General features: G+C 60.0%; 18 protein-coding genes. 9 read left to right on the forward strand and 9 right to left on the reverse strand.

The features are described from left to right. Positions 1-138: 138 nt before the first annotated feature. Genes AB4N47_RS06115 through AB4N47_RS06125 form a run of 3 tightly spaced genes read right to left on the reverse strand, consistent with a single transcriptional unit; the run spans position 139 to position 2,117 of the window. Positions 139-540: an ExbD/TolR family protein gene (locus AB4N47_RS06115; RefSeq protein WP_041477201.1), complete on the reverse strand. Its 402-nt coding sequence runs from the start codon at positions 538-540 to the stop codon at positions 139-141. Then, entirely contained in the window at positions 540-1,247 is a 708-nt protein-coding gene (locus AB4N47_RS06120) for a MotA/TolQ/ExbB proton channel family protein (RefSeq protein ID WP_122611220.1), read from the reverse strand. The genes AB4N47_RS06115 and AB4N47_RS06120 overlap by 1 nt, the downstream gene beginning before the upstream one ends. 45 nt (positions 1,248-1,292) lie before the next feature. Then, entirely contained in the window at positions 1,293-2,117 is an 825-nt protein-coding gene (locus AB4N47_RS06125) for an energy transducer TonB (RefSeq protein ID WP_341637105.1), read from the reverse strand. 1,072 nt (positions 2,118-3,189) lie between these two features. On the opposite strand from AB4N47_RS06125, the gene AB4N47_RS06130 reads away from it, so the two are divergent. Continuing rightward, on the forward strand, positions 3,190-3,813 hold the full coding sequence (locus AB4N47_RS06130; RefSeq protein WP_341637106.1) for a glutathione S-transferase N-terminal domain-containing protein: 624 nt from the start codon (positions 3,190-3,192) through the stop codon (positions 3,811-3,813). A 178-nt stretch (positions 3,814-3,991) separates the two neighbouring features. Here AB4N47_RS06130 and AB4N47_RS06135 read toward each other — a convergent pair whose 3' ends face one another. Next, complete coding sequence (locus AB4N47_RS06135; protein ID WP_016775372.1) at positions 3,992-4,432, reverse strand: CBS domain-containing protein; 441 nt, start codon at positions 4,430-4,432, stop codon at positions 3,992-3,994. Between the two features lie 343 nt (positions 4,433-4,775). Between AB4N47_RS06135 and AB4N47_RS06140 the strand changes: the two genes are divergently transcribed. Continuing rightward, on the forward strand, positions 4,776-7,136 hold the full coding sequence (locus AB4N47_RS06140) for a DNA polymerase II (RefSeq protein WP_341637107.1): 2,361 nt from the start codon (positions 4,776-4,778) through the stop codon (positions 7,134-7,136). Here the strand turns inward: AB4N47_RS06140 and AB4N47_RS06145 are convergent. The 3 genes from AB4N47_RS06145 to AB4N47_RS06155 all read right to left on the reverse strand — a co-directional run bounded on the left by AB4N47_RS06145 (position 7,101) and on the right by AB4N47_RS06155 (position 9,846). Further along, the gene (locus AB4N47_RS06145; protein WP_122508141.1) at positions 7,101-7,571 is read right to left on the reverse strand and encodes a DUF1810 domain-containing protein; all 471 of its coding nucleotides are present in this window, start codon (positions 7,569-7,571) and stop codon (positions 7,101-7,103) included. The genes AB4N47_RS06140 and AB4N47_RS06145 overlap by 36 nt on opposite strands. Before the next feature lie 24 nt (positions 7,572-7,595). Next, positions 7,596-8,417, reverse strand: a complete 822-nt coding sequence (locus tag AB4N47_RS06150) for an aldo/keto reductase (RefSeq protein ID WP_341637108.1) — start codon at positions 8,415-8,417, stop codon at positions 7,596-7,598. Positions 8,418-8,697: 280 nt separating this feature from the next. Further along, complete coding sequence (locus AB4N47_RS06155) at positions 8,698-9,846, reverse strand: aldose epimerase family protein (protein ID WP_341637109.1); 1,149 nt, start codon at positions 9,844-9,846, stop codon at positions 8,698-8,700. 344 nt (positions 9,847-10,190) lie between these two features. On the opposite strand from AB4N47_RS06155, the gene AB4N47_RS06160 reads away from it, so the two are divergent. From AB4N47_RS06160 to AB4N47_RS06170, 3 genes are all read left to right on the forward strand, one after another. Beyond that, positions 10,191-10,940 (forward strand): hypothetical protein, encoded by a 750-nt coding sequence (locus tag AB4N47_RS06160; RefSeq protein WP_341637110.1) that lies wholly within the window; start codon positions 10,191-10,193, stop codon positions 10,938-10,940. 150 nt (positions 10,941-11,090) lie between these two features. Beyond that, positions 11,091-11,876: a sulfite exporter TauE/SafE family protein gene (locus AB4N47_RS06165; RefSeq protein ID WP_039763409.1), complete on the forward strand. Its 786-nt coding sequence runs from the start codon at positions 11,091-11,093 to the stop codon at positions 11,874-11,876. A gap of 7 nt (positions 11,877-11,883) precedes the next feature. Next, positions 11,884-12,210 (forward strand): hypothetical protein, encoded by a 327-nt coding sequence (locus AB4N47_RS06170; protein WP_122508138.1) that lies wholly within the window; start codon positions 11,884-11,886, stop codon positions 12,208-12,210. Positions 12,211-12,306: 96 nt separating this feature from the next. Here AB4N47_RS06170 and AB4N47_RS06175 read toward each other — a convergent pair whose 3' ends face one another. Further along, the gene (locus AB4N47_RS06175) at positions 12,307-12,708 is read right to left on the reverse strand and encodes a GNAT family N-acetyltransferase (RefSeq protein WP_460154436.1); all 402 of its coding nucleotides are present in this window, start codon (positions 12,706-12,708) and stop codon (positions 12,307-12,309) included. Between the two features lie 208 nt (positions 12,709-12,916). On the opposite strand from AB4N47_RS06175, the gene AB4N47_RS06180 reads away from it, so the two are divergent. The 3 genes from AB4N47_RS06180 (at position 12,917) to AB4N47_RS06190 (ending at position 14,662) form a co-directional block, all read left to right on the forward strand. Further along, positions 12,917-13,480: a DUF4174 domain-containing protein gene (locus AB4N47_RS06180; protein ID WP_016775365.1), complete on the forward strand. Its 564-nt coding sequence runs from the start codon at positions 12,917-12,919 to the stop codon at positions 13,478-13,480. A 569-nt stretch (positions 13,481-14,049) separates the two neighbouring features. Further along, a complete protein-coding gene (locus AB4N47_RS06185; RefSeq protein ID WP_039763404.1) occupies positions 14,050-14,379 on the forward strand; it encodes a DUF6124 family protein in 330 nt (109 codons plus the stop codon). 16 nt (positions 14,380-14,395) lie between these two features. After that, positions 14,396-14,662 carry a hypothetical protein gene (locus tag AB4N47_RS06190; protein WP_110600717.1) on the forward strand — a complete coding sequence of 89 codons (267 nt, stop codon included), beginning with the start codon at positions 14,396-14,398 and terminating at the stop codon, positions 14,660-14,662. 97 nt (positions 14,663-14,759) lie between these two features. On the opposite strand, the gene ampC is transcribed toward AB4N47_RS06190, so the two are convergent. Then, positions 14,760-15,926 (reverse strand): class C beta-lactamase, encoded by a 1,167-nt coding sequence (gene ampC / locus AB4N47_RS06195; RefSeq protein WP_341637111.1) that lies wholly within the window; start codon positions 15,924-15,926, stop codon positions 14,760-14,762. A gap of 159 nt (positions 15,927-16,085) precedes the next feature. Here ampC and AB4N47_RS06200 point away from each other — a divergent pair, with 159 nt between their 5' ends. Beyond that, positions 16,086-16,958, forward strand: a complete 873-nt coding sequence (locus tag AB4N47_RS06200; RefSeq protein ID WP_016775361.1) for a LysR family transcriptional regulator — start codon at positions 16,086-16,088, stop codon at positions 16,956-16,958. Positions 16,959-16,988: the final 30 nt, after the last annotated feature.

Genomic DNA, 16,988 nt, shown 5'->3' on the forward strand with positions numbered 1-16,988 from the left:
GCGCGCGGAAAACCACTTTCTTCAAGCAAGCCGATCCCCTCCGAAGACGCGTAGCGTTGTTTCGGTCGGCCGGGTGCGACGGGATTTCTTTTTTCAGCGGTGCCGGGCGGGTGTTTCATCACCCATCCGGCACCGCACTCAGTGGGTGGTCATCACCGAAATCTTGCTGATGCCGGAGCGTTCGATCGATGCCATGGCCTTGGCCACCTGGCCGTAATTGACGGCGGCATCGGCCTGCAACTGCACGCGCACGTCGGCGTCTTTGGCCTTGACCTCCTTGAGGCTGGCCTCGAGGGATTCCGGGGCCAGTTCGGTCTTGGCCAGATAGAACTTGCCGTCCTGATCGACGCTGACCACCACCGGGTCTTTCTTTTCGGCAGGGGCGACGGCGTCGGTTTTCGGCAGGTTGACCTTGATCGCGTTGGTCATCAGCGGCGCGGTGACAATGAACACCACCAGCAGCACGAGCATCACGTCGACCAGCGGCGTGACGTTCATTTCGCTGAGCACTTCATCGCTGTCTTGAGTGGAGAATGACATCAGCTGGCCTCCCGCACGGCGTTGGTGCTTTTGCTGGCAATGGCCTGGCGGCTGATGGAAAACGCACTGCGCGAGGCGAGGGCGTCGAAGTCGTGGGCGAAGTCGTCCATGTCCGCCGAGGCGAGTTTCAGCCGACGCAGGAAGAAGTTGTAGATCAGCACTGCCGGCACGGCGACGGCGATGCCCACGCCGGTGGCGATCAGCGCGTGGCCGATAGGCCCGGCGACCGCTTCAAGGCTGGCCGAGCCGGTTTCACCAATGCTTTGCAGGGCTTCCATGATTCCCCACACGGTGCCGAACAGGCCAATGAACGGCGCGGTGCTGCCGATGCTGGCGAGGATCGCCTGGCCGTTTTCCAGGGAGCGACGTTCTTTCTGGATCTGCTGGCGCAGGTTGCGTTCCAGGCGATCGGAACGGTTGATGGTGTGCGCCAGTTGCTGCGTGGTGCGCGGCGACTCTTCCACCAGCAGGGCTTCGAAACCGCTGCTGGCGATGCGCGCCAGCGAGCCTGGATACTGGCTGGCGTGTTCGGCGGCGGTGAGCAGGTCCGGCGCGCTCCAGAAGGCTTTGGTGAACTGTTTGTTCTGCGCTTTCTGGCGCAGGTACTGGGCCGACTTGACCAGCAGGATCGCCCAACTGACCACGGAAAACAGCACCAGGCCCCAGAGCACACCGGGGACAATCATCGAAGACAGTGAATCGTTCATGGCTACACCTCGCTTGCGTTAATCAGTAATGAGTCGGTTGCGCCGTCATTGCGGCAATTTGAAATCGATGGTCTGGGTGGCGAAGCCGTCGATCGGCGTGTCGCCGCGCTTGGCCGGAATGAACTTCCAGTTCTTCACCGCCGCGACGGCCGCCTCATCCAGTTGCGGCTTGCCGCTGGACTTGGTCACCGTCACGCTGCCGGCACGGCCGTTGGCCAGCACCTGAATGCGCAGCACCACGCTGCCTTCCCAATTGCGCCGCAGCGCCAGCGACGGATATTCCGGCGGCGGGTTGCCAAGGCTGGCCAGGCCGGATATCGCCGCCGACTCCTTGACCGGAGCGGGCGCAGCAGGTGGTGCCGGTGGTGCGCTTGGTGTTGTCGGCGCCGCAGGTGCGGCAGGTTGCGCCGGGGCCGGCGGCGCTTTCGGTGGCTCGACTTTCTTCACCGGTTTGGGTTTCTCGACCGGTTTGGGTTTTTCGATTGGCTTGGGCTTCTCCACCGGTTTGGGCGGCGGCTTGACCGCGTCCTCGTCCTCCACCGGCTGCTCAGGCTCCGGCGGCGGTGGAGGCGGGGGCGGCGGTGGTGGTTCCGGTGTCGGTGGGGCCGGAGGCGTCGGGCTGGTCAGCTCGACGGTCATTTCCGGGATTTCCGGCGGCGTCGGCAGTGGCTCAGGACGCGCCTGATGGAAGAACCACCACGCGCCGCCGTGTATCAGCGCCGACACGGCGATCAGCAAGAGCAACTGTGGTTTGTTCAACCCGCCGGGTCGTGACGTATTGGCTGTAAACGCCGGCCTGGCCATTGCCGGCGGGACCGGTGCTTGCCGCAACGGCCCCGGCAGGGTTTTGTGCTTTACCGCATCGTTCATTAAAGCTCCCTCGGGTCAGATGAAGGGCAATAAGGTGCCGTCCGAACATATGGCTGATGTTCGAGTGAGTAGGTGTAACTTTCTTCAAGGTGTACGCGGGCCGATAGTTGGACTATCTGTTTAAACGGCCTCGGACAAACTTAGTGGCTTAGTAGCATCTATATCGATTGTTCATTATCCATTCCGTGGCTTGTTGTTGTGTGGAGACGTGAGCTGTCTCAGGTTTGTTACAGTTTGCAACAGGTGTGCCAGATGTTGCTGAAACGGGTTGAACGCAAATCTTCGGTGTTACTGATGTCGCATTTATATAAGTTTCAGTTTCGCCCACTGTTTATTCGGCGCGAAGCGGTCCTCAAGTCCTCGCAGAAGGGCTTTTTCCAGAGCGAGTCAGAGGGAACGCTGTATCACGCCAATCGGCGGGATAGAGCGGCTGCTCGGTGATCAGGCTTAGCACCTATCGGTGCGTAGCGAATCGATTTGGTGCAGGTGAGTCATTCAGCGGTTCACAGGACATGTTCCTTATTTTGATTCTGGAGTTTTGGTTAACTGCATCACATTCGGGCGTGCGCTTTTGGTGCAACTTCAATGACGCAAAGTCATTGTTCGACAATCTTGTTGTTGTGCCTTTTATTAATTGCCGTATTTAAAAAATAAATAACACTCGGCGCTTGGCGATCGCTCGATCGCCAGGCACGCAAAGTGTGCATTGGGTTTCAGGTAATAAAGGAGAAACGCGCCAGGCTGAATAGGTTCGGCGGAACTTGGGGCTGGATTTGCGAGTAAGTCGGGTATGTCGTACGGCGGAGCATTTGAAGATTCACGGGTGAACTCCTTATTGCCAGCTCGGACAGGCGAACTTTTGGTTCGCTGTCGCACCTTACAAGAACGCGGATAGCGTTCGATGAATGCTCTTGGTGCGGGATGGGCACCGCCAGCGCTGATTGGCGAAGGTTGATTTCGCAAGTCGGCAGTGCATGGGAAAAACGTGCCAATCACGACACATTTGCAGAATTTTCTACGTCAGGCCAGCCAGCCATCTACCCTGTGCAAAGGCCTTATCGGGGGAACGGACATGTACCAGCTCTACGGGCACAAGAATTCCGGCGCGGCTGCCGTCGAGGCGGCACTGGAGTTGTGCCAGATCGCCTATCGCTTCATTGATACCGAAGCCAGCGCCGAGGCCGACGAGGCGCTGGGCAAACTCAATCCGCTGAAACAGATACCGACCCTGCAACTGCCCGACGGCAGCGCCATGACTGAAAGCGCGGCGATCCTGATTCACCTGGGCCTGACGTTTCCCAAGTCCGGCCTGCTGCCGAGCAAGGCTGCCGATCGTGATCAGGCGATTCGCGGCCTCGCCTATATCGTCAGCAATTGCTACGCGGCGGTCGGCATCATCGATTACCCCGAGCGCTGGCTGAGCACGCCCGACGAGAACGCACGGCAAAACCTGATCGCCGGCACGCGCCAGCGCCTGCACTTCAGTTGGGAGGTGTTTGCCGATCAGTTTTCCGGGGAGCTGTATCTGGATGACGAAACGCCCGGCGCGCTGGATGTGCTGGCGGCCGTGGTAAGCCGCTGGGCCGGCAGCCGCGAACACCTGCGCCGGACCCGCCCGGGCTTTTATGCGTGGCTGCAAAGGATCGACCGGCACCCGGTGCTGGCACCGGTCTTTGAGCGGCATTGGCCGGCCTGACAGGCGCGATCGTTCCCACGCTCTGCGTGGGAATGCCTCAACGGACGCTCCGCGTTCGGCTTTAGAGGGACGCGGAGCGTCCCGGGCTGCATTCCCACGCAGAGCGTGGGAACGATCATCACTGACCTGGCGCATTCGCGAGCAGGCTCGCTCCCACAAGGGGATCACGGCGGTGGGCTCATTCGCCGCGAATGTACTGCTCCAGCTGTTTGATCAGCTCGGCCTGTTCGGCAATCGCTTCTTTGACCAGGTCGCCAATCGATAGCAAGCCGATCAATTGCCCGTCCTCGACCACCGGCAAGTGGCGCAGGCGTTTGTCCGACATGATGCCCAGGCAGGTGTCGACGGTTTGTCGGGTATCCACGGTAATCACGTCCTTGACCATGATGTCGCGCACTGGCGTACCGACCGAAGAGCGCCCGTGCAGCACCAGTTTGCGTGCATAGTCACGCTCGCTGATGATGCCGACCACTTTGTCGTCTTCGACCACCAGCAAGGCGCCGACGTTTTTCTCGGCCATCTTCATCAGCGCTTCGAGCACCATGTGATCGGGTTTGATCTGGTGCACTTCCTGATTTTTCTGATCTTTGAGCTTGAGCAGTTGGGCGACGGTCTTCATGGCGGTTACTCAGGTGTTGTCGTTGTTCATCAAGCATCGTAGACGCAGCCGCGCAGAGCAAGGTGGCAAAGCGGCAGTTAGCGTGCAAAAAACGCCATTTGCCGGAAAAAGTTCTTTGTATCGGTAAATGAAGCGTCTTTGTATCGGTAAATGAAGCATCTGTGGCGAGGGGATTTATCCCCGCTGGCCGCGAAGCGGCCCCGCTTTTAATGAAAGGGCCTGCTGCGCAGGCCAGCGGGGATAAATCCCCTCGCCACAGATAAATCCCCCTTGCCACAGATAAATCCCTAGCCACAAATGCTGCGTAGAATGGCGTTCTGATTGAAACGTTGAGGTCGCAGTGGTGGATTTACAGCAGGGCTTCGTTCTGACCCGGCATTGGCGCGATACGCCGGTCGGCACCGAAGTCGAGTTCTGGCTGGCAACGGACGCCGGGCCGCGCCGCGTGCGTCTGGCGCATCAGCCGTCGGTCGCGTTTATTCCTGCCGCACAGCGAGAAGCGGCCGAGCGTCTGCTGCACGATGAAAAGAACGTGGAATTGCGACCGTTGGCCTTGCTCGATTTTCAGCATCGTCCGGTGCTCGGTCTGTATTGCCAGCAGCACGGCCAGTTGATGCGCCTCGAAACCGCGCTCAACCGCGCCGGCGTCGACGTCTTTGAAGCCGACGTGCGTCCCCCGGAACGCTATCTGATGGAGCGCTTCATCACCGCGCCGGTGCTGTTTGGCGGCACCCCGGATGCTGACGGAGTACTGATCAACGCCCAGCTGAAACCCGACCCCGATTACCGGCCGAAACTGCGCCTGGTCTCACTCGACATCGAGACCACCGAAAACGGCGAGCTGTATTCCATCGCGCTGGAAGGCTGTGGCGAGCGCCAGGTGTACATGCTCGGCGCGCCGAACGGCGACGCCAGCATTGTCGATTTCGACCTCGAGTACTGCGATTCGCGCACGCTCATTCTCAAGAAGCTCAACGACTGGTTCGCCCGCCACGACCCTGACGCAATCATTGGCTGGAACGTCGTGCAGTTCGATTTGCGCATCCTCCATGAACATGCGCGGCGTCTCGGCGTGCCGCTGAAGATCGGTCGTGGCGGCGAAGAAATGCAGTGGCGCGAGCACGGCAGCCGCAATCACTACTTCGCCTCGGCAGCGGGGCGGCTGATCATCGATGGCATCGAGTCGTTGCGTTCGGCGACCTGGAGTTTTCCCTCGTTCAGCCTGGAAAACGTCGCACAGACCCTGCTCGGCGAAGGCAAGGCGATCAACAATCCGTACCAGCGCATGGACGAGATCAACCGCATGTTCGCCGAGGACAAACCGGCGCTGGCCAAGTACAACCTCAAGGACTGCGAACTGGTCACGCGGATCTTCGCCAAGACCGAACTGCTGACGTTTTTGCTTGAACGCGCCAGCGTCACCGGTTTGCCCGCCGACCGCAGCGGCGGTTCGGTCGCCGCGTTCACCCATTTGTACATGCCGTTGATGCACCGTCAGGGCTTCGTTGCACCCAATCTGGGCACCAATCCACCCCAGGCCAGCCCCGGCGGGTTTGTCATGGATTCACGGCCGGGGCTTTACGAATCGGTGTTGGTCCTCGATTACAAAAGCCTCTACCCGTCGATCATTCGCACCTTTCTGATCGACCCGGTGGGGTTGATCGAGGGCCTGCAACACCCGGACGACGCTGACTCGGTGGCGGGTTTTCGTGGCGCACGCTTCTCGCGCACCCGCCATTGTCTGCCGTCCATCGTGGCGCGGGTGGCCGAAGGGCGCGAAACCGCCAAACGCGAGCACAACGCGCCGCTGTCCCAAGCGCTGAAGATCATCATGAACGCCTTCTACGGCGTGCTCGGCTCCAGCGGTTGCCGTTTTTTCGATACCCGACTGGCCTCGTCGATCACCTTGCGCGGCCACGAAATCATGCTGCGCACCCGGCAGTTGATCGAAGAGCAGGGCCATGCGGTGATTTACGGCGACACCGATTCAACCTTCGTCTGGCTGCGCCGCCTGCACGGTCAGGAAGAGGCGGCGCAGATCGGCCATGCGCTGGTCAAGCACGTCAATGATTGGTGGCGCGCGCATGTGCGCGAGGAATATGGGCTGGAAAGCGCGCTGGAATTGCAGTTCGAGATTCACTACAAGCGCTTTCTGATGCCGACCATTCGCGGCGCCGAGGAGGGCAGCAAGAAGCGCTACGCCGGCCTCGTCACCCGCGCCGATGGCAGCGAAGAAATGGTCTACAAGGGCCTGGAAACCGTGCGCACCGACTGGTCGCTGCTGGCGCGGCAGTTTCAGCAAGAACTGTATGAGCGGATCTTCCAGCGCAAGCCGTACCAGGATTACGTCCGCGATTACGTGCGCAAGACCCTCGCCGGCGAGTTCGACGATCGGCTGATCTACCGCAAACGTCTGCGCCGCACTCTCGACGATTACGAACGCAACGTACCGCCGCACGTCCGCGCCGCGCGGCTCGCCGATGACTACAACGCCGAGCAGGGGCGGCCCCGGCAGTATCAGAACGGCGGCTGGATCAGCTACGTCATCACTCTCGCCGGCCCGGAACCGCTGGAAGTACGCCGCGCCGCCATCGACTACGACCATTACATCACGCGACAGCTGCAACCGGTGGCGGACGCGATTCTGCCGTTTGTCGACGACGACTTCTCAACCCTGATCGGTGGGCAACTGGGCCTGTTTTGAGTCGAGCAGTTGCAGCGTCCATTCATCGAGAATGCCGTGGAAGTACCGCTCCAGCGCCTGATGGAACAGGCTGTCCTCGGCGCTGAACTGGGCGAACAGGGTCATCGAAGAATGAAATTTCAGGTCATCGGGATGGCCAAACATTTCTGCAATCGAGCGCTGCGGCACATTTAGGACCAGTTGCGTGCAGGTGCGCAGCCGCGCCCCGAGCAGGTCGTGGGCCAGATAAGCCTGGGCTTCTTCGGCTGAACCAATGGCGAAGCGTCGGGCCATTTCGCTGCCGCCCAATCCGGCGAACTGCGGGAAGACGAACCACATCCAGTGGCTGCGCTTGCGGCCCGTTTCGAGTTCGCGCTGGACCCGCTCGAACACCGGGTCCTGAGCCTGGACGAAACGTTGCAGGTTGTACGGGTCGTGCAGATCTGTGCTTCTCATGGCGAAGCCCTCGCAGTCGGCCGCTCAGACCATCGCCAGCCGCTGTTTGCGTTGAGGCGCCGGGAACACCTTGTCCAGCGCCGCCAGATCCCCGGCGTCCAGGTGCAACCGGGCCGCCTCGGCATTGAGTTGCACATGCTCCGGGCGCACAGCCTTGGGAATCGCAATCACGCCGCCCTGGCGCAGGAGCCACGCCAGTGAAATCTGCGCCGGGGTGGCGTTGTAACGACTGGCAATGTCTTGCAGAACCGGCTCGGCGAGCATCGCGCCGCCCTGGCCGATCGGACAGTACGCCATCAACGGCAGGCGCTGATGCTGGCACCACGGCAGCAGATCGAATTCGATGCCGCGCTCTTCGAGGTTGTACAGCACCTGATTGGTGGCGCAGGCCGAGCTGGAGAGTTCTTCGAGGTCGTCGACATCGAAATTCGACACACCCCAACGGCCGATCTTGCCGTCCTCGCGCAGACGCTCGAAGGCTTCGACGGTTTCCTCCAGCGGATACTGACCGCGCCAGTGCAGCAGATACAGATCGATGTAGTCGGTGCCGAGCCGACGCAAACTGCGCTCGCAGGCTTGCGGGATGCCCTGGCGGCTGGCGTTGTGCGGGTAGACCTTGCTGACCAGAAAGACTTGATCGCGCAGACCGGCGATGGCTTCGCCGACCACCGTTTCGGCACCGCCCTCGGCGTACATCTCGGCGGTGTCGATCAGGCTCATGCCCAGCTCGATGCCGGTGCGCAGCGCCGCCACTTCACGGCTGTGCGCCGAACGATCCTCGCCCATGCGCCAAGTGCCCTGACCAATCACGGGAACCTGCATGCCGGCCAACTCAAGGGTACGCATTCAAACCTCCTGCCTTAAAGAGTCGATATCTTTAGTGGGCAGCAGGATAGAGCAAGGGTTCCCGGAAGGAAGGGGGAGTCAAGGATGAAACCGGATCAATTGTGGTCATGAGATCTTGTGGCGAGGGGATTTGTGGCGAGGGGATTTATCCCCGCTGGGCTGCGAAGCAGCCCCAAAAACCTGCAATAGAACGCTTTCTGATACAACGCGTGTTGCAGGATCGGGGCTGCTTCGCATCCCAACGGGGATGAATCCCCTCGCCACGGGGGCGCATGGCAGGTTACTTGGCGGAGAACTTGAGGATCACGCTGTGGGCATAGGTCTGCCCCGGATCAAGCCGCGTGCTCGGGAAGTCCGGCTGGTTCGGCGAATCCGGGTAGTGCTGGGTCTCGAGGGTGAATGCGCCCCAGTGTGGATAGACCTTGCCGCCCTTGCCCTTGACCGTGCCGTCGAGGAAGTTGCTGGTGTAGAACTGCACGCCCGGCTCGCTGGTGAACAGTTGCAGGACGCGTCCGGATTGCGGGTCGCTGACTTCGGTAGCGAGCTTGCTGACATCGCCCTTGGTGTCCAGCGCCCAGTTGAAATCGAAGCCGCCCTGTTTCGGCTCGGCGAATTTCAGCTGCGGATGATCAGCCTTGATGTGCGTGCCGATCGCCGTCGGTTTGCTGAAGTCCATCGGCGTACCGGCGACAGGCGCCAGCTCCCCGGTCGGGATCAGTTTGGCGGTGACCGGCGTGTAATGGCTGGAGTTGATCATGGCGACTTGCTTGAGAATATCGCCATTGCCGGCGCCGGCCAGGTTGAAGTAACTGTGGTTGGTCAGGTTGAGCACGGTCGGTTTGTCGGTGCTGGCCTTATAGTCGATGCGCAGTTCGTTGTTGTCGGTCAGGCGATAGGTGACTTCGGTGGTCAGATTGCCCGGGAAACCCATCTCGCCGTCGGCCGACAGGTAGGTAAGGGTTACGCCTACCGAATCCTTGTCCTTGGTTTCCCTGGCCTTCCAGACTTTCTTGTCGAAACCTTCAGGGCCGCCGTGCAGGGCGTTGGATTTGTCGTTCTGCGGCACTTGATAGCGTTTGCCATCGAGTTCGAAAGCACCTTCGGCCAGGCGGTTGCCGAAGCGGCCGATGGTCGCGCCGAAGTACGCGGTGCCTTTCTGATAGCCCTGTACATCGTCAAAACCCAAGACGATGTCGTCGAACTTGCCGTGTTTGTCAGCGACTTTCAGCGCTTGCAGGGTCGCGCCGTAGGTGATCACGGTGGCTTGCATGCCGTGGCTGTTGCGCAGGATGTACTGTTCGACAGGCGTGCCGTCATTGGTTTTGCCGAAAGCTTTGTGTTCAGCGGTCAGGCCCGCCGCGTTGGCGGAAAGGGTAGCGATCATCAGGGACAGTCCGAGGCCGGAGAGCAGGTGACGGGATTGAAGCATGGTTGACCTTCCTTTTTGTTGTTGTTTTCGCATTGACCGTAGGAGCTGCCGAAGGCTGCGATCTTTTGATCTTGATCTTGATCTTGATTTTTAGAAGCAAGATCAAAAGATCGCAGCCTTCGGCAGCTCCTACATGTCACTAGTCATGCTATTTGAGTCGAGAGAGAAGATTTATAGCGGATTTACCGCTGTTGGCAAATATAAAGTCCGACTAATTGATATGGCGAAAAGCACCGAAGGTCGGCTCACCGCCCGGGCACTGCACTTTTTCGCAATCGGCGGCTCTATGCATGGCCAGGATGCGGTGACTCCCGCCGCACAGGAATGTGCCTGTCCGAGACTTCATGCCGAATGTTTTTGCCCTGATCACCGTCGCTCACCGCCGCCCGTGCCTGCTGCTGGCCTGCCTGTTGTCGCTGTTGCTCAGCGGCTGCAGCCACCAGAACGGCAACGGATTTTTCAATCAGATGCGTGAAGGGCAGCCGCAGGAATTTCTGCAGACCAGCGTCGACCGCATGGCCACCCTGGCGATGCGCGACAACCTCGACAGTCTCTATCGATTGATGGGCAAGCTTTACCTGCGCAACCCGGAAGAACTGCGCAAATCCGGTTTCCTCACCGTCAACGCCGCCGTGAAACAGGTGCGCCTCGCTGTCGAGCAACAGCAGCCGTTGCCCGTGCTGGGCGGGCGCAAGGACCTGGCGGCGCTGAGCTATGCGATGAGTCCGGAATTCCTCGGCGACCGCGTCGGCGCGTTCATCTATGCGATCGGCAGCATGCTGGTTACCGCCCACGGCAATCGCACCGAGTTCTACATGACCGACGCGATCAACCCGACGTTCGTGCACAACGCCGCGCGCAACATCGAAAAAGCCATGTGGATTTTGTCGCAACGGCAGAACAAGGAAGGCCAGCCGTTGCTGTTCTCCAACGAAATCTCGGAGGAGGGCAGCAACCTCAGCTTCGCCACCGAATTCAGCAAAATCGTCGCGCGCCTGGATCTGCTCACGCAGATGCTCGATGAGCGCTATCGCAGGATCGGCCTGAATTACGCGCAGAGTCTGCTGTTCTTGAATTTCCTGCCGGTGCAGTGAGCCCCGCAGGTTTGCTGTAGCGCAAAGATCCACTGTGGGATCTGCGGTGAATTCGATATGGCATAACGATAGACCGCATCGATATATGTGGTTATAAGAAAAATCGCTATGCTGCGGGCCAGATTTTCCTGTCGTTTTCTGGACGTTTGAATGGAATTGGCAAATTTCGGCCTGGTGATTGCCGGGCTGGTGGTGGGGTTTATCGTAGGCATGACCGGTGTCGGCGGCGGTTCGTTGATGACGCCGATCCTGCTGTGGTTCGGCATCAACCCGGCGACGGCGGTCGGTACCGACCTGCTGTACGCCGCGATCACCAAATCCAGCGGCGTCCTCGTTCACAGGAAGAACAAGAACATCGACTGGGCCATCACCGGCTGGCTGACCCTCGGCAGTGTGCCGGCCGTGGCCATGACCCTGTGGTTCCTCAGCACCCTGCACACCGCGCCGGACGCGATGAACGCCATCATCAAACAGGCGCTCGGCTTCGTCCTCTTCGCCACCGCCCTGGCAATCTTCTTCAAGAAACGCTTGCTCGAATTCGCCCACAAACGCGCGGGTGGCAACTACAACCCGAGCGGTTCGCGCCTGAATATCATGACGGTGATCACCGGTCTGATCCTCGGCACCATGGTCGCCCTGACCTCGATCGGCGCCGGCGCACTGGGCACCGTCGCCTTGTTCATCCTCTACCCGCTACTGCCAACCCGCCGCCTGGTCGGCACCGAAATCGCCCACGCCGTACCCCTGACCCTCGTCGCCGGCCTCGGCCACGCAAGCATGGGCAACATGGATTGGGGCGTGCTGGGCTTCCTGCTGATGGGCTCGCTGCCAGGCATCTGGCTCGGCAGCCACCTGACCGGACGCATCTCCGACGAAGTCCTGCGCCCGTGCCTGGCGACGATGCTGGTGTTGATTGGTTATAAGTTGGCGTTCTGATCCGTCGATGAATGAAACCTATGTCCACTGCGAAGGCCGTCTCGTCATCACCGTCGAGCCACGTGAGATGCGCATGAGCCATTGGCTGTACGCGCCGCGGTTAGTCGATCTGCAGCAGCAAAAAGTGCTGCTGGATATGAGCGAGAGTCTGTGGGATTTGCTCGGTACCGCCGACGAGACCGCCAGTGGCATCGAGCTGGTGCTGCGCAAGTACCCTGGCGACCGGGCGTCGGTGAGGTTGAGAGTTGATCTCGATAGCGGTGAACTCAAACTCGGTGGACAACCCGTCGCCCCCTCGCAATTGCTCTCGGCACTCGATTCAGCGCTGGAGTGAGGCGGCAGCTTGCGGCGAGCCGCCTCACCACGGGTTAGCGCTGAATGACGTATTTCATCACCACCACCGGCAGCTCCTCATAAATCAGCTTCTCGACTACTTGCCAGCCCAGTCGCGCATACAGTGACTGCGAAGTGTCGGTGTAAAGATATAGCTCAGGCACGCCCAGCGCCGCTGCTTCTTCAACACTCGATTGACCAGTTGCGAAGCCACGCCTTTGCCGCGGTGTTCGGCTTTGACGTAGACCCCGGCCAGCCACGGCGTCAGTTCCGGCCGCAGGTCAAGATCGCTGTCGATCAGCAAGGCACCGCCGAGCAGCTCCGCGCCTTCCAAAGCCACCACCACGCTGGGTATCTCGCCCTTGCCACACGCAGAGCGCATCAACTCGATGCGGGCTTCGATGCTGTCGCCTGGCGCGAAATCACCCCATTCCTTGAAGTTGAGTGTGGCCAGTTCTTCGATAAATCCGGGGTGGTTGCACAGATAGTCGATGTGCATGCAGGTGAACTCCATTTCATTGGCAGAGCAGCCACGGTAGTGCGCCGTTGGCCGGTAAGCAAATCGACAGCATGATCACGTCTGCCATGTTGCGCAAAGCGCTCCCTGACCTAAGCTTCTGACAGGGCAATGCCTTTTTGCCAGACGCCGCCGGAACAATCGCCACGATGCGCAATCAGTAGTGCGTGGATATCAAAAGGAGATGCGCATGCTCATCAGGTCCCTGACCCTGACCCTCTTGCTGGCAATCGCCGGCCCCCTGTTCGCCGCCGACAGCGATTCACCCCTGGCCGGGGACGTGGGCCGCGCCCGCCCGCTGATCGTGATTGCGCAAAGCACTGTCGACCCGGTCTGGCTGAGCCTGAAGAAGTCGCTGGAAGATCCGGCCAACAAAAAGGGCGTCACCGACCGCAACATCAAGGTCTACACCATCCTCAGCATGTCCGGACAGCTCGACGGCAAGGACATGGGCCAGCAGGACACCATGGCCCTGCTGCGTTCGCTGAAGCTCGGCGCCGGCGCTTATCCCAAAGTGTTCCTGGTAGGCAAGGACGGCGAAACCAAGCTCTCCGCCTCGGGTGATGAAGCCAAGGCATTGAGCCTGGCGAAAATCTTCGAAACCATCGACGCCATGCCCATGGCCGAAAAAGAAGCCGCCGCTGCGGCCGCCGCCGCACAAACGCCTGCCGCCACCGAGCCGGAACCGGCCAAAGGCGCGAAGGGCAGCAAACCGGCGAAACCGAGCAAACCGCCGCAGATGCCGGATGATTGATTGATTGCGCGTTGCGTGAGTGAAGCAAAATCCCTGTGGGAGCTGGCAAACCAGCTCCCACATTTTTTTGTGAAGTGCACAGTTCAAATGTGGGAGCGAGCCTGCTCGCGATAGCGGTTTTTCAGGCGCTGAAAGGTGACTGATCGAGCGCATTCGCGAGCAGGCTCGCTCCCACAAGTCATCTGCTGATCGAAAGTCATTGCAGCATGTGCCTGCCGAAATGTCTGACGCCAACACCCTTCAAACCCAGTGGATTTTTCCTGCAAGACGCGGCGGCCGTGGTGAACTGGTGCGTTGTGACGCAGAGGGATAACCTCTTTTGGCCGCTGAAAAACACAGTGGTCGGATGTGGAAGTCCGGTTGTTTGGTTACATCCATCAATGTCTCAAAAGCGCATGTCGACGGGTTTTATGTCAACATCGCCGCGTTTTGGCGGCTGTGCGCAGGAGCACTCTCGAGTGCGCCGGGTATTGGTGGGTTGGCCTGGTCTTCCACACCTGCGTACAGCTGCCACCCTCATGTGGAAGTGAGACAGGTAGTGTTTCCTACAATCCACAACGGTAATCAACATGAAAAAACACACTCCAAATCCCCCCGAATCCCCCATGGATTCAAGCTCCTTCGACTCCAATAATCCGCGTCTGCGCCACCCCGGCCAACCCGATCCCATCAGCCACGTCTTCACCATTCTCCCCGACATCGACACGGCGACACTGCTGAGCCATGCCTGCGAAACCCTTGCCTCACTGAACGTACTGACCACCGATCTGGCCTGCGAGTTGAGCGGTGCGCAGCGCAGCCTGACGTTGTCGATCCAGCAATTGGCGGTAGTCGGAGAACTGCTGGTCAACCGTGCGCTGGACAATCTCGATTCACCCGCAACGGCGACTCAACATTGAACAGGGAGGTTCTACCGTGGCGCGTTACATACCGATCACCGGGATTGACTGCAAAATTCCCTGTGTGCTGATCGACAGCGAAGCCCCCATTGACGTGTTGCACGGCACCGCGGCTTACCGCTTGCGCTGTGTGACGCAGCTGATGGAGAGCCTTTCGCTGGACGAGGGCAAGGGACAAGATGCATTGCTGTTGCAGGATTTCGCCCGGGTGCTGGCGATTCCGTTGCGCGATAGCTGTGACTTGATGGATGTCATTGGCTGGCGCTTGCAGGCGCAGCTTTAAGCGCTGAAACGAAAAAGATCGCAGCCTGCGGCGGCTCCTACAGGATCGGGTTTTCACTCGGTCAATGGAGCTGCCGCAGGCTGCGATCTTTTGATCTTTATTCGGTCAACTGACTGAAAATCTCATGCGCAATCTTCACCCGTTCGGCATTCGGGTAATTCTTGTTGGCCAGAATCACGATGCCCATGTCCCGCGACGGCACGAACGCCACATACGCGCCAAAGCCCCGCGTAGAACCGGTTTTGTTGAACAGCACGTTGGCCGGTTCAGCTTGCGGTGGAGTCAGCCATTCGACTTTGTGCGGCTCCATGGCCATGGGGGTCGAGTTGCCGTTTTGCAGTTTTTCCAGGCTGATCGGGTAGGCGTAGCGTTCCCAGCCCAGGCCTTGGGTCATGTCGCCGACGCGGTAATAACCGATGTGGGTGTTGGCGATGGCTTGGTGCAGATCAGGCGCAAGGCTGGCCGGTTGCAGCTGTGCCTGGACGTATCGCAGCAGGTCGGCGGCGCTGGTTTTGATGCCGTAGGCTTCGGCGTCGAGGGCGCCGGGGCTGACGCGTACCGGTTGGTCGGCGCTGTCGTAGCCTTGGGCATAAAGCTTCGACTGCGCTGACGGTACGCTGAGGAAGGTGTGCTGAAGGCCGAGTTTCGGCAGCAGGGTTTGCGTCATTGCCTGGTCGAACGGCTGGCCGAGGCTTTTCGCCGTCAGGTAGCCGAACAGGCCCAGGCTCGGGTTGGAATACAGGCGATGGCTGCCGGCGGGAAACTGCGGTTTCCATTGTTGGTAATAGCCGAGCATCCTGTCGGAAGAATCCGCCTCAGCGGGAAATTGCAGCGGCAGTCCGCCAGCACTGTAGGTGCCCAGTTGCAGCACGCTGATGTTGTCGAAGGCGCTGCCCTTGAGCTCCGGCCAGAGTTGGCTGGCCTTGCTCGACAGGTCGAGTTTGCCTGTGGCCTGGGCGTAACCGGCGAGGGTGGCGGTGAAGGTTTTACTCACCGAGCCGACTTCGAAGAGGGTGTTTTCGCTGACCTTTTGTGCGGTGTCTTTAGCGGCGACCCCGTAGTTAAAGTAATGCGCTTGGCCATTCAGGGTGATCGCTACGGTCAGCCCCGGGATGTTGTTTTGCTGCATGACCGGGGTGACGGCTTGGCTGACCAGTGCCTGCAATTGCGCATCCGTCGGCGTTGCGGCATGACAGGCAACGCTGCCGATGAACAGTGCGAAAGCGCTGTAGGAAAAGACCTTGCTCGGTTTTAAGGAACACATGATTGAATCACTCTCCATGAGTGTCGATTGTTGTATCCCGCTACACTGCGGGTGATTTTTCATCGGACGGCCGATCAGCGCGGCCAATTTAGGCACTTCGCCGGCCCTCGACAAACGATGAAAACTCGCATGAGCCATTAGAAAAATTTGAGGCAACGCATGATTCGACCGCAACTGCCGCTCAACGCTCTGCGCGCATTTGAAGCCTCGGCACGTCACTTGAGTTTTACCCGTGCTGCCGTCGAGTTGTGCGTGACACAAGCGGCGGTGAGCCATCAGGTCAAAAGCCTGGAAGCGCAGCTCAACCTGACCCTGTTCAAACGCCTGCCCCGAGGGCTGATGCTGACCAGTGAAGGCGAAACCTTGCTGCCGGTACTCAGCACATCATTCGATCATATTGCGCAGATGCTCGAGCGTCTGGCCGGTGGGCAGTATCGCGACATGTTGACGGTCGGCGCGGTGGGCACGTTTGCCGTGGGCTGGCTGTTGCCGAGGCTGGCGGACTTTCGGGGGAAACATCCGCTTATAGATTTACGTCTGTCGACCAATAACAACCGGGTGGATGTGGCGGCGGAAGGACTGGATTACGCCATTCGTTTCGGTGCTGGCGCCTGGCATGGCATCGAGGCGACACGCTTGCTCGATGCGCCGTTGTCGGTATTGTGCGTGCCGGAGATTGCCCGGCAACTGCACTCGCCGGCGGACCTGTTGCAGCAGACCTTGCTGCGTTCCTATCGCACCGATGAATGGCCGGAGTGGTTTCACGCAGCGGGCCTGGCGACGCAGGCCGCGCCACCGCAAAGCATCGTGTTCGATTCGTCGCTGGCAATGATGGAAGCCGCATTGCAGGGCGGCGGCGTGGCGTTGGCGCCGCCGCTGATGTTCGCCCGGCAACTGGCGGCAGATGCGATCTGCCAGCCGTTTGCGATCGAGATCACCACCGGCAGTTACTGGCTGACGCGGTTGCAGTCGCGAGCGGAAACGGTGGCGATGAAAGCGTTCAAAACCTGGTTGCTGCAAATTAATGCCTGATTCACCTCATTCCCTGTGGGAGCTGGCTTG

This window comes from Pseudomonas sp. S3_G06 (genome assembly GCF_054667565.1).

Bases quoted from the DNA above. Each gene is read 5' to 3' on its own strand.
- AB4N47_RS06115 (WP_041477201.1), bottom strand. From the start codon at position 540: ATGTCATTCTCCACTCAAGACAGCGATGAAGTGCTCAGCGAAATGAAC.
- AB4N47_RS06120 (WP_122611220.1), bottom strand. From the start codon at position 1,247: ATGAACGATTCACTGTCTTCGATGATTGTCCCCGGTGTGCTCTGGGGC.
- AB4N47_RS06125 (WP_341637105.1), bottom strand. From the start codon at position 2,117: ATGAACGATGCGGTAAAGCACAAAACCCTGCCGGGGCCGTTGCGGCAA.
- AB4N47_RS06130 (WP_341637106.1), top strand. From the start codon at position 3,190: ATGTACCAGCTCTACGGGCACAAGAATTCCGGCGCGGCTGCCGTCGAG.
- AB4N47_RS06135 (WP_016775372.1), bottom strand. From the start codon at position 4,432: ATGAAGACCGTCGCCCAACTGCTCAAGCTCAAAGATCAGAAAAATCAG.
- AB4N47_RS06145 (WP_122508141.1), bottom strand. From the start codon at position 7,571: ATGAGAAGCACAGATCTGCACGACCCGTACAACCTGCAACGTTTCGTC.
- AB4N47_RS06150 (WP_341637108.1), bottom strand. From the start codon at position 8,417: ATGCGTACCCTTGAGTTGGCCGGCATGCAGGTTCCCGTGATTGGTCAG.
- AB4N47_RS06155 (WP_341637109.1), bottom strand. From the start codon at position 9,846: ATGCTTCAATCCCGTCACCTGCTCTCCGGCCTCGGACTGTCCCTGATG.
- AB4N47_RS06160 (WP_341637110.1), top strand. From the start codon at position 10,191: ATGCCGAATGTTTTTGCCCTGATCACCGTCGCTCACCGCCGCCCGTGC.
- AB4N47_RS06165 (WP_039763409.1), top strand. From the start codon at position 11,091: ATGGAATTGGCAAATTTCGGCCTGGTGATTGCCGGGCTGGTGGTGGGG.
- AB4N47_RS06170 (WP_122508138.1), top strand. From the start codon at position 11,884: ATGAATGAAACCTATGTCCACTGCGAAGGCCGTCTCGTCATCACCGTC.
- AB4N47_RS06175 (WP_460154436.1), bottom strand. From the start codon at position 12,708: ATGCACATCGACTATCTGTGCAACCACCCCGGATTTATCGAAGAACTG.
- AB4N47_RS06180 (WP_016775365.1), top strand. From the start codon at position 12,917: ATGCTCATCAGGTCCCTGACCCTGACCCTCTTGCTGGCAATCGCCGGC.
- AB4N47_RS06185 (WP_039763404.1), top strand. From the start codon at position 14,050: ATGAAAAAACACACTCCAAATCCCCCCGAATCCCCCATGGATTCAAGC.
- ampC (WP_341637111.1), bottom strand. From the start codon at position 15,926: ATGTGTTCCTTAAAACCGAGCAAGGTCTTTTCCTACAGCGCTTTCGCA.
- AB4N47_RS06200 (WP_016775361.1), top strand. From the start codon at position 16,086: ATGATTCGACCGCAACTGCCGCTCAACGCTCTGCGCGCATTTGAAGCC.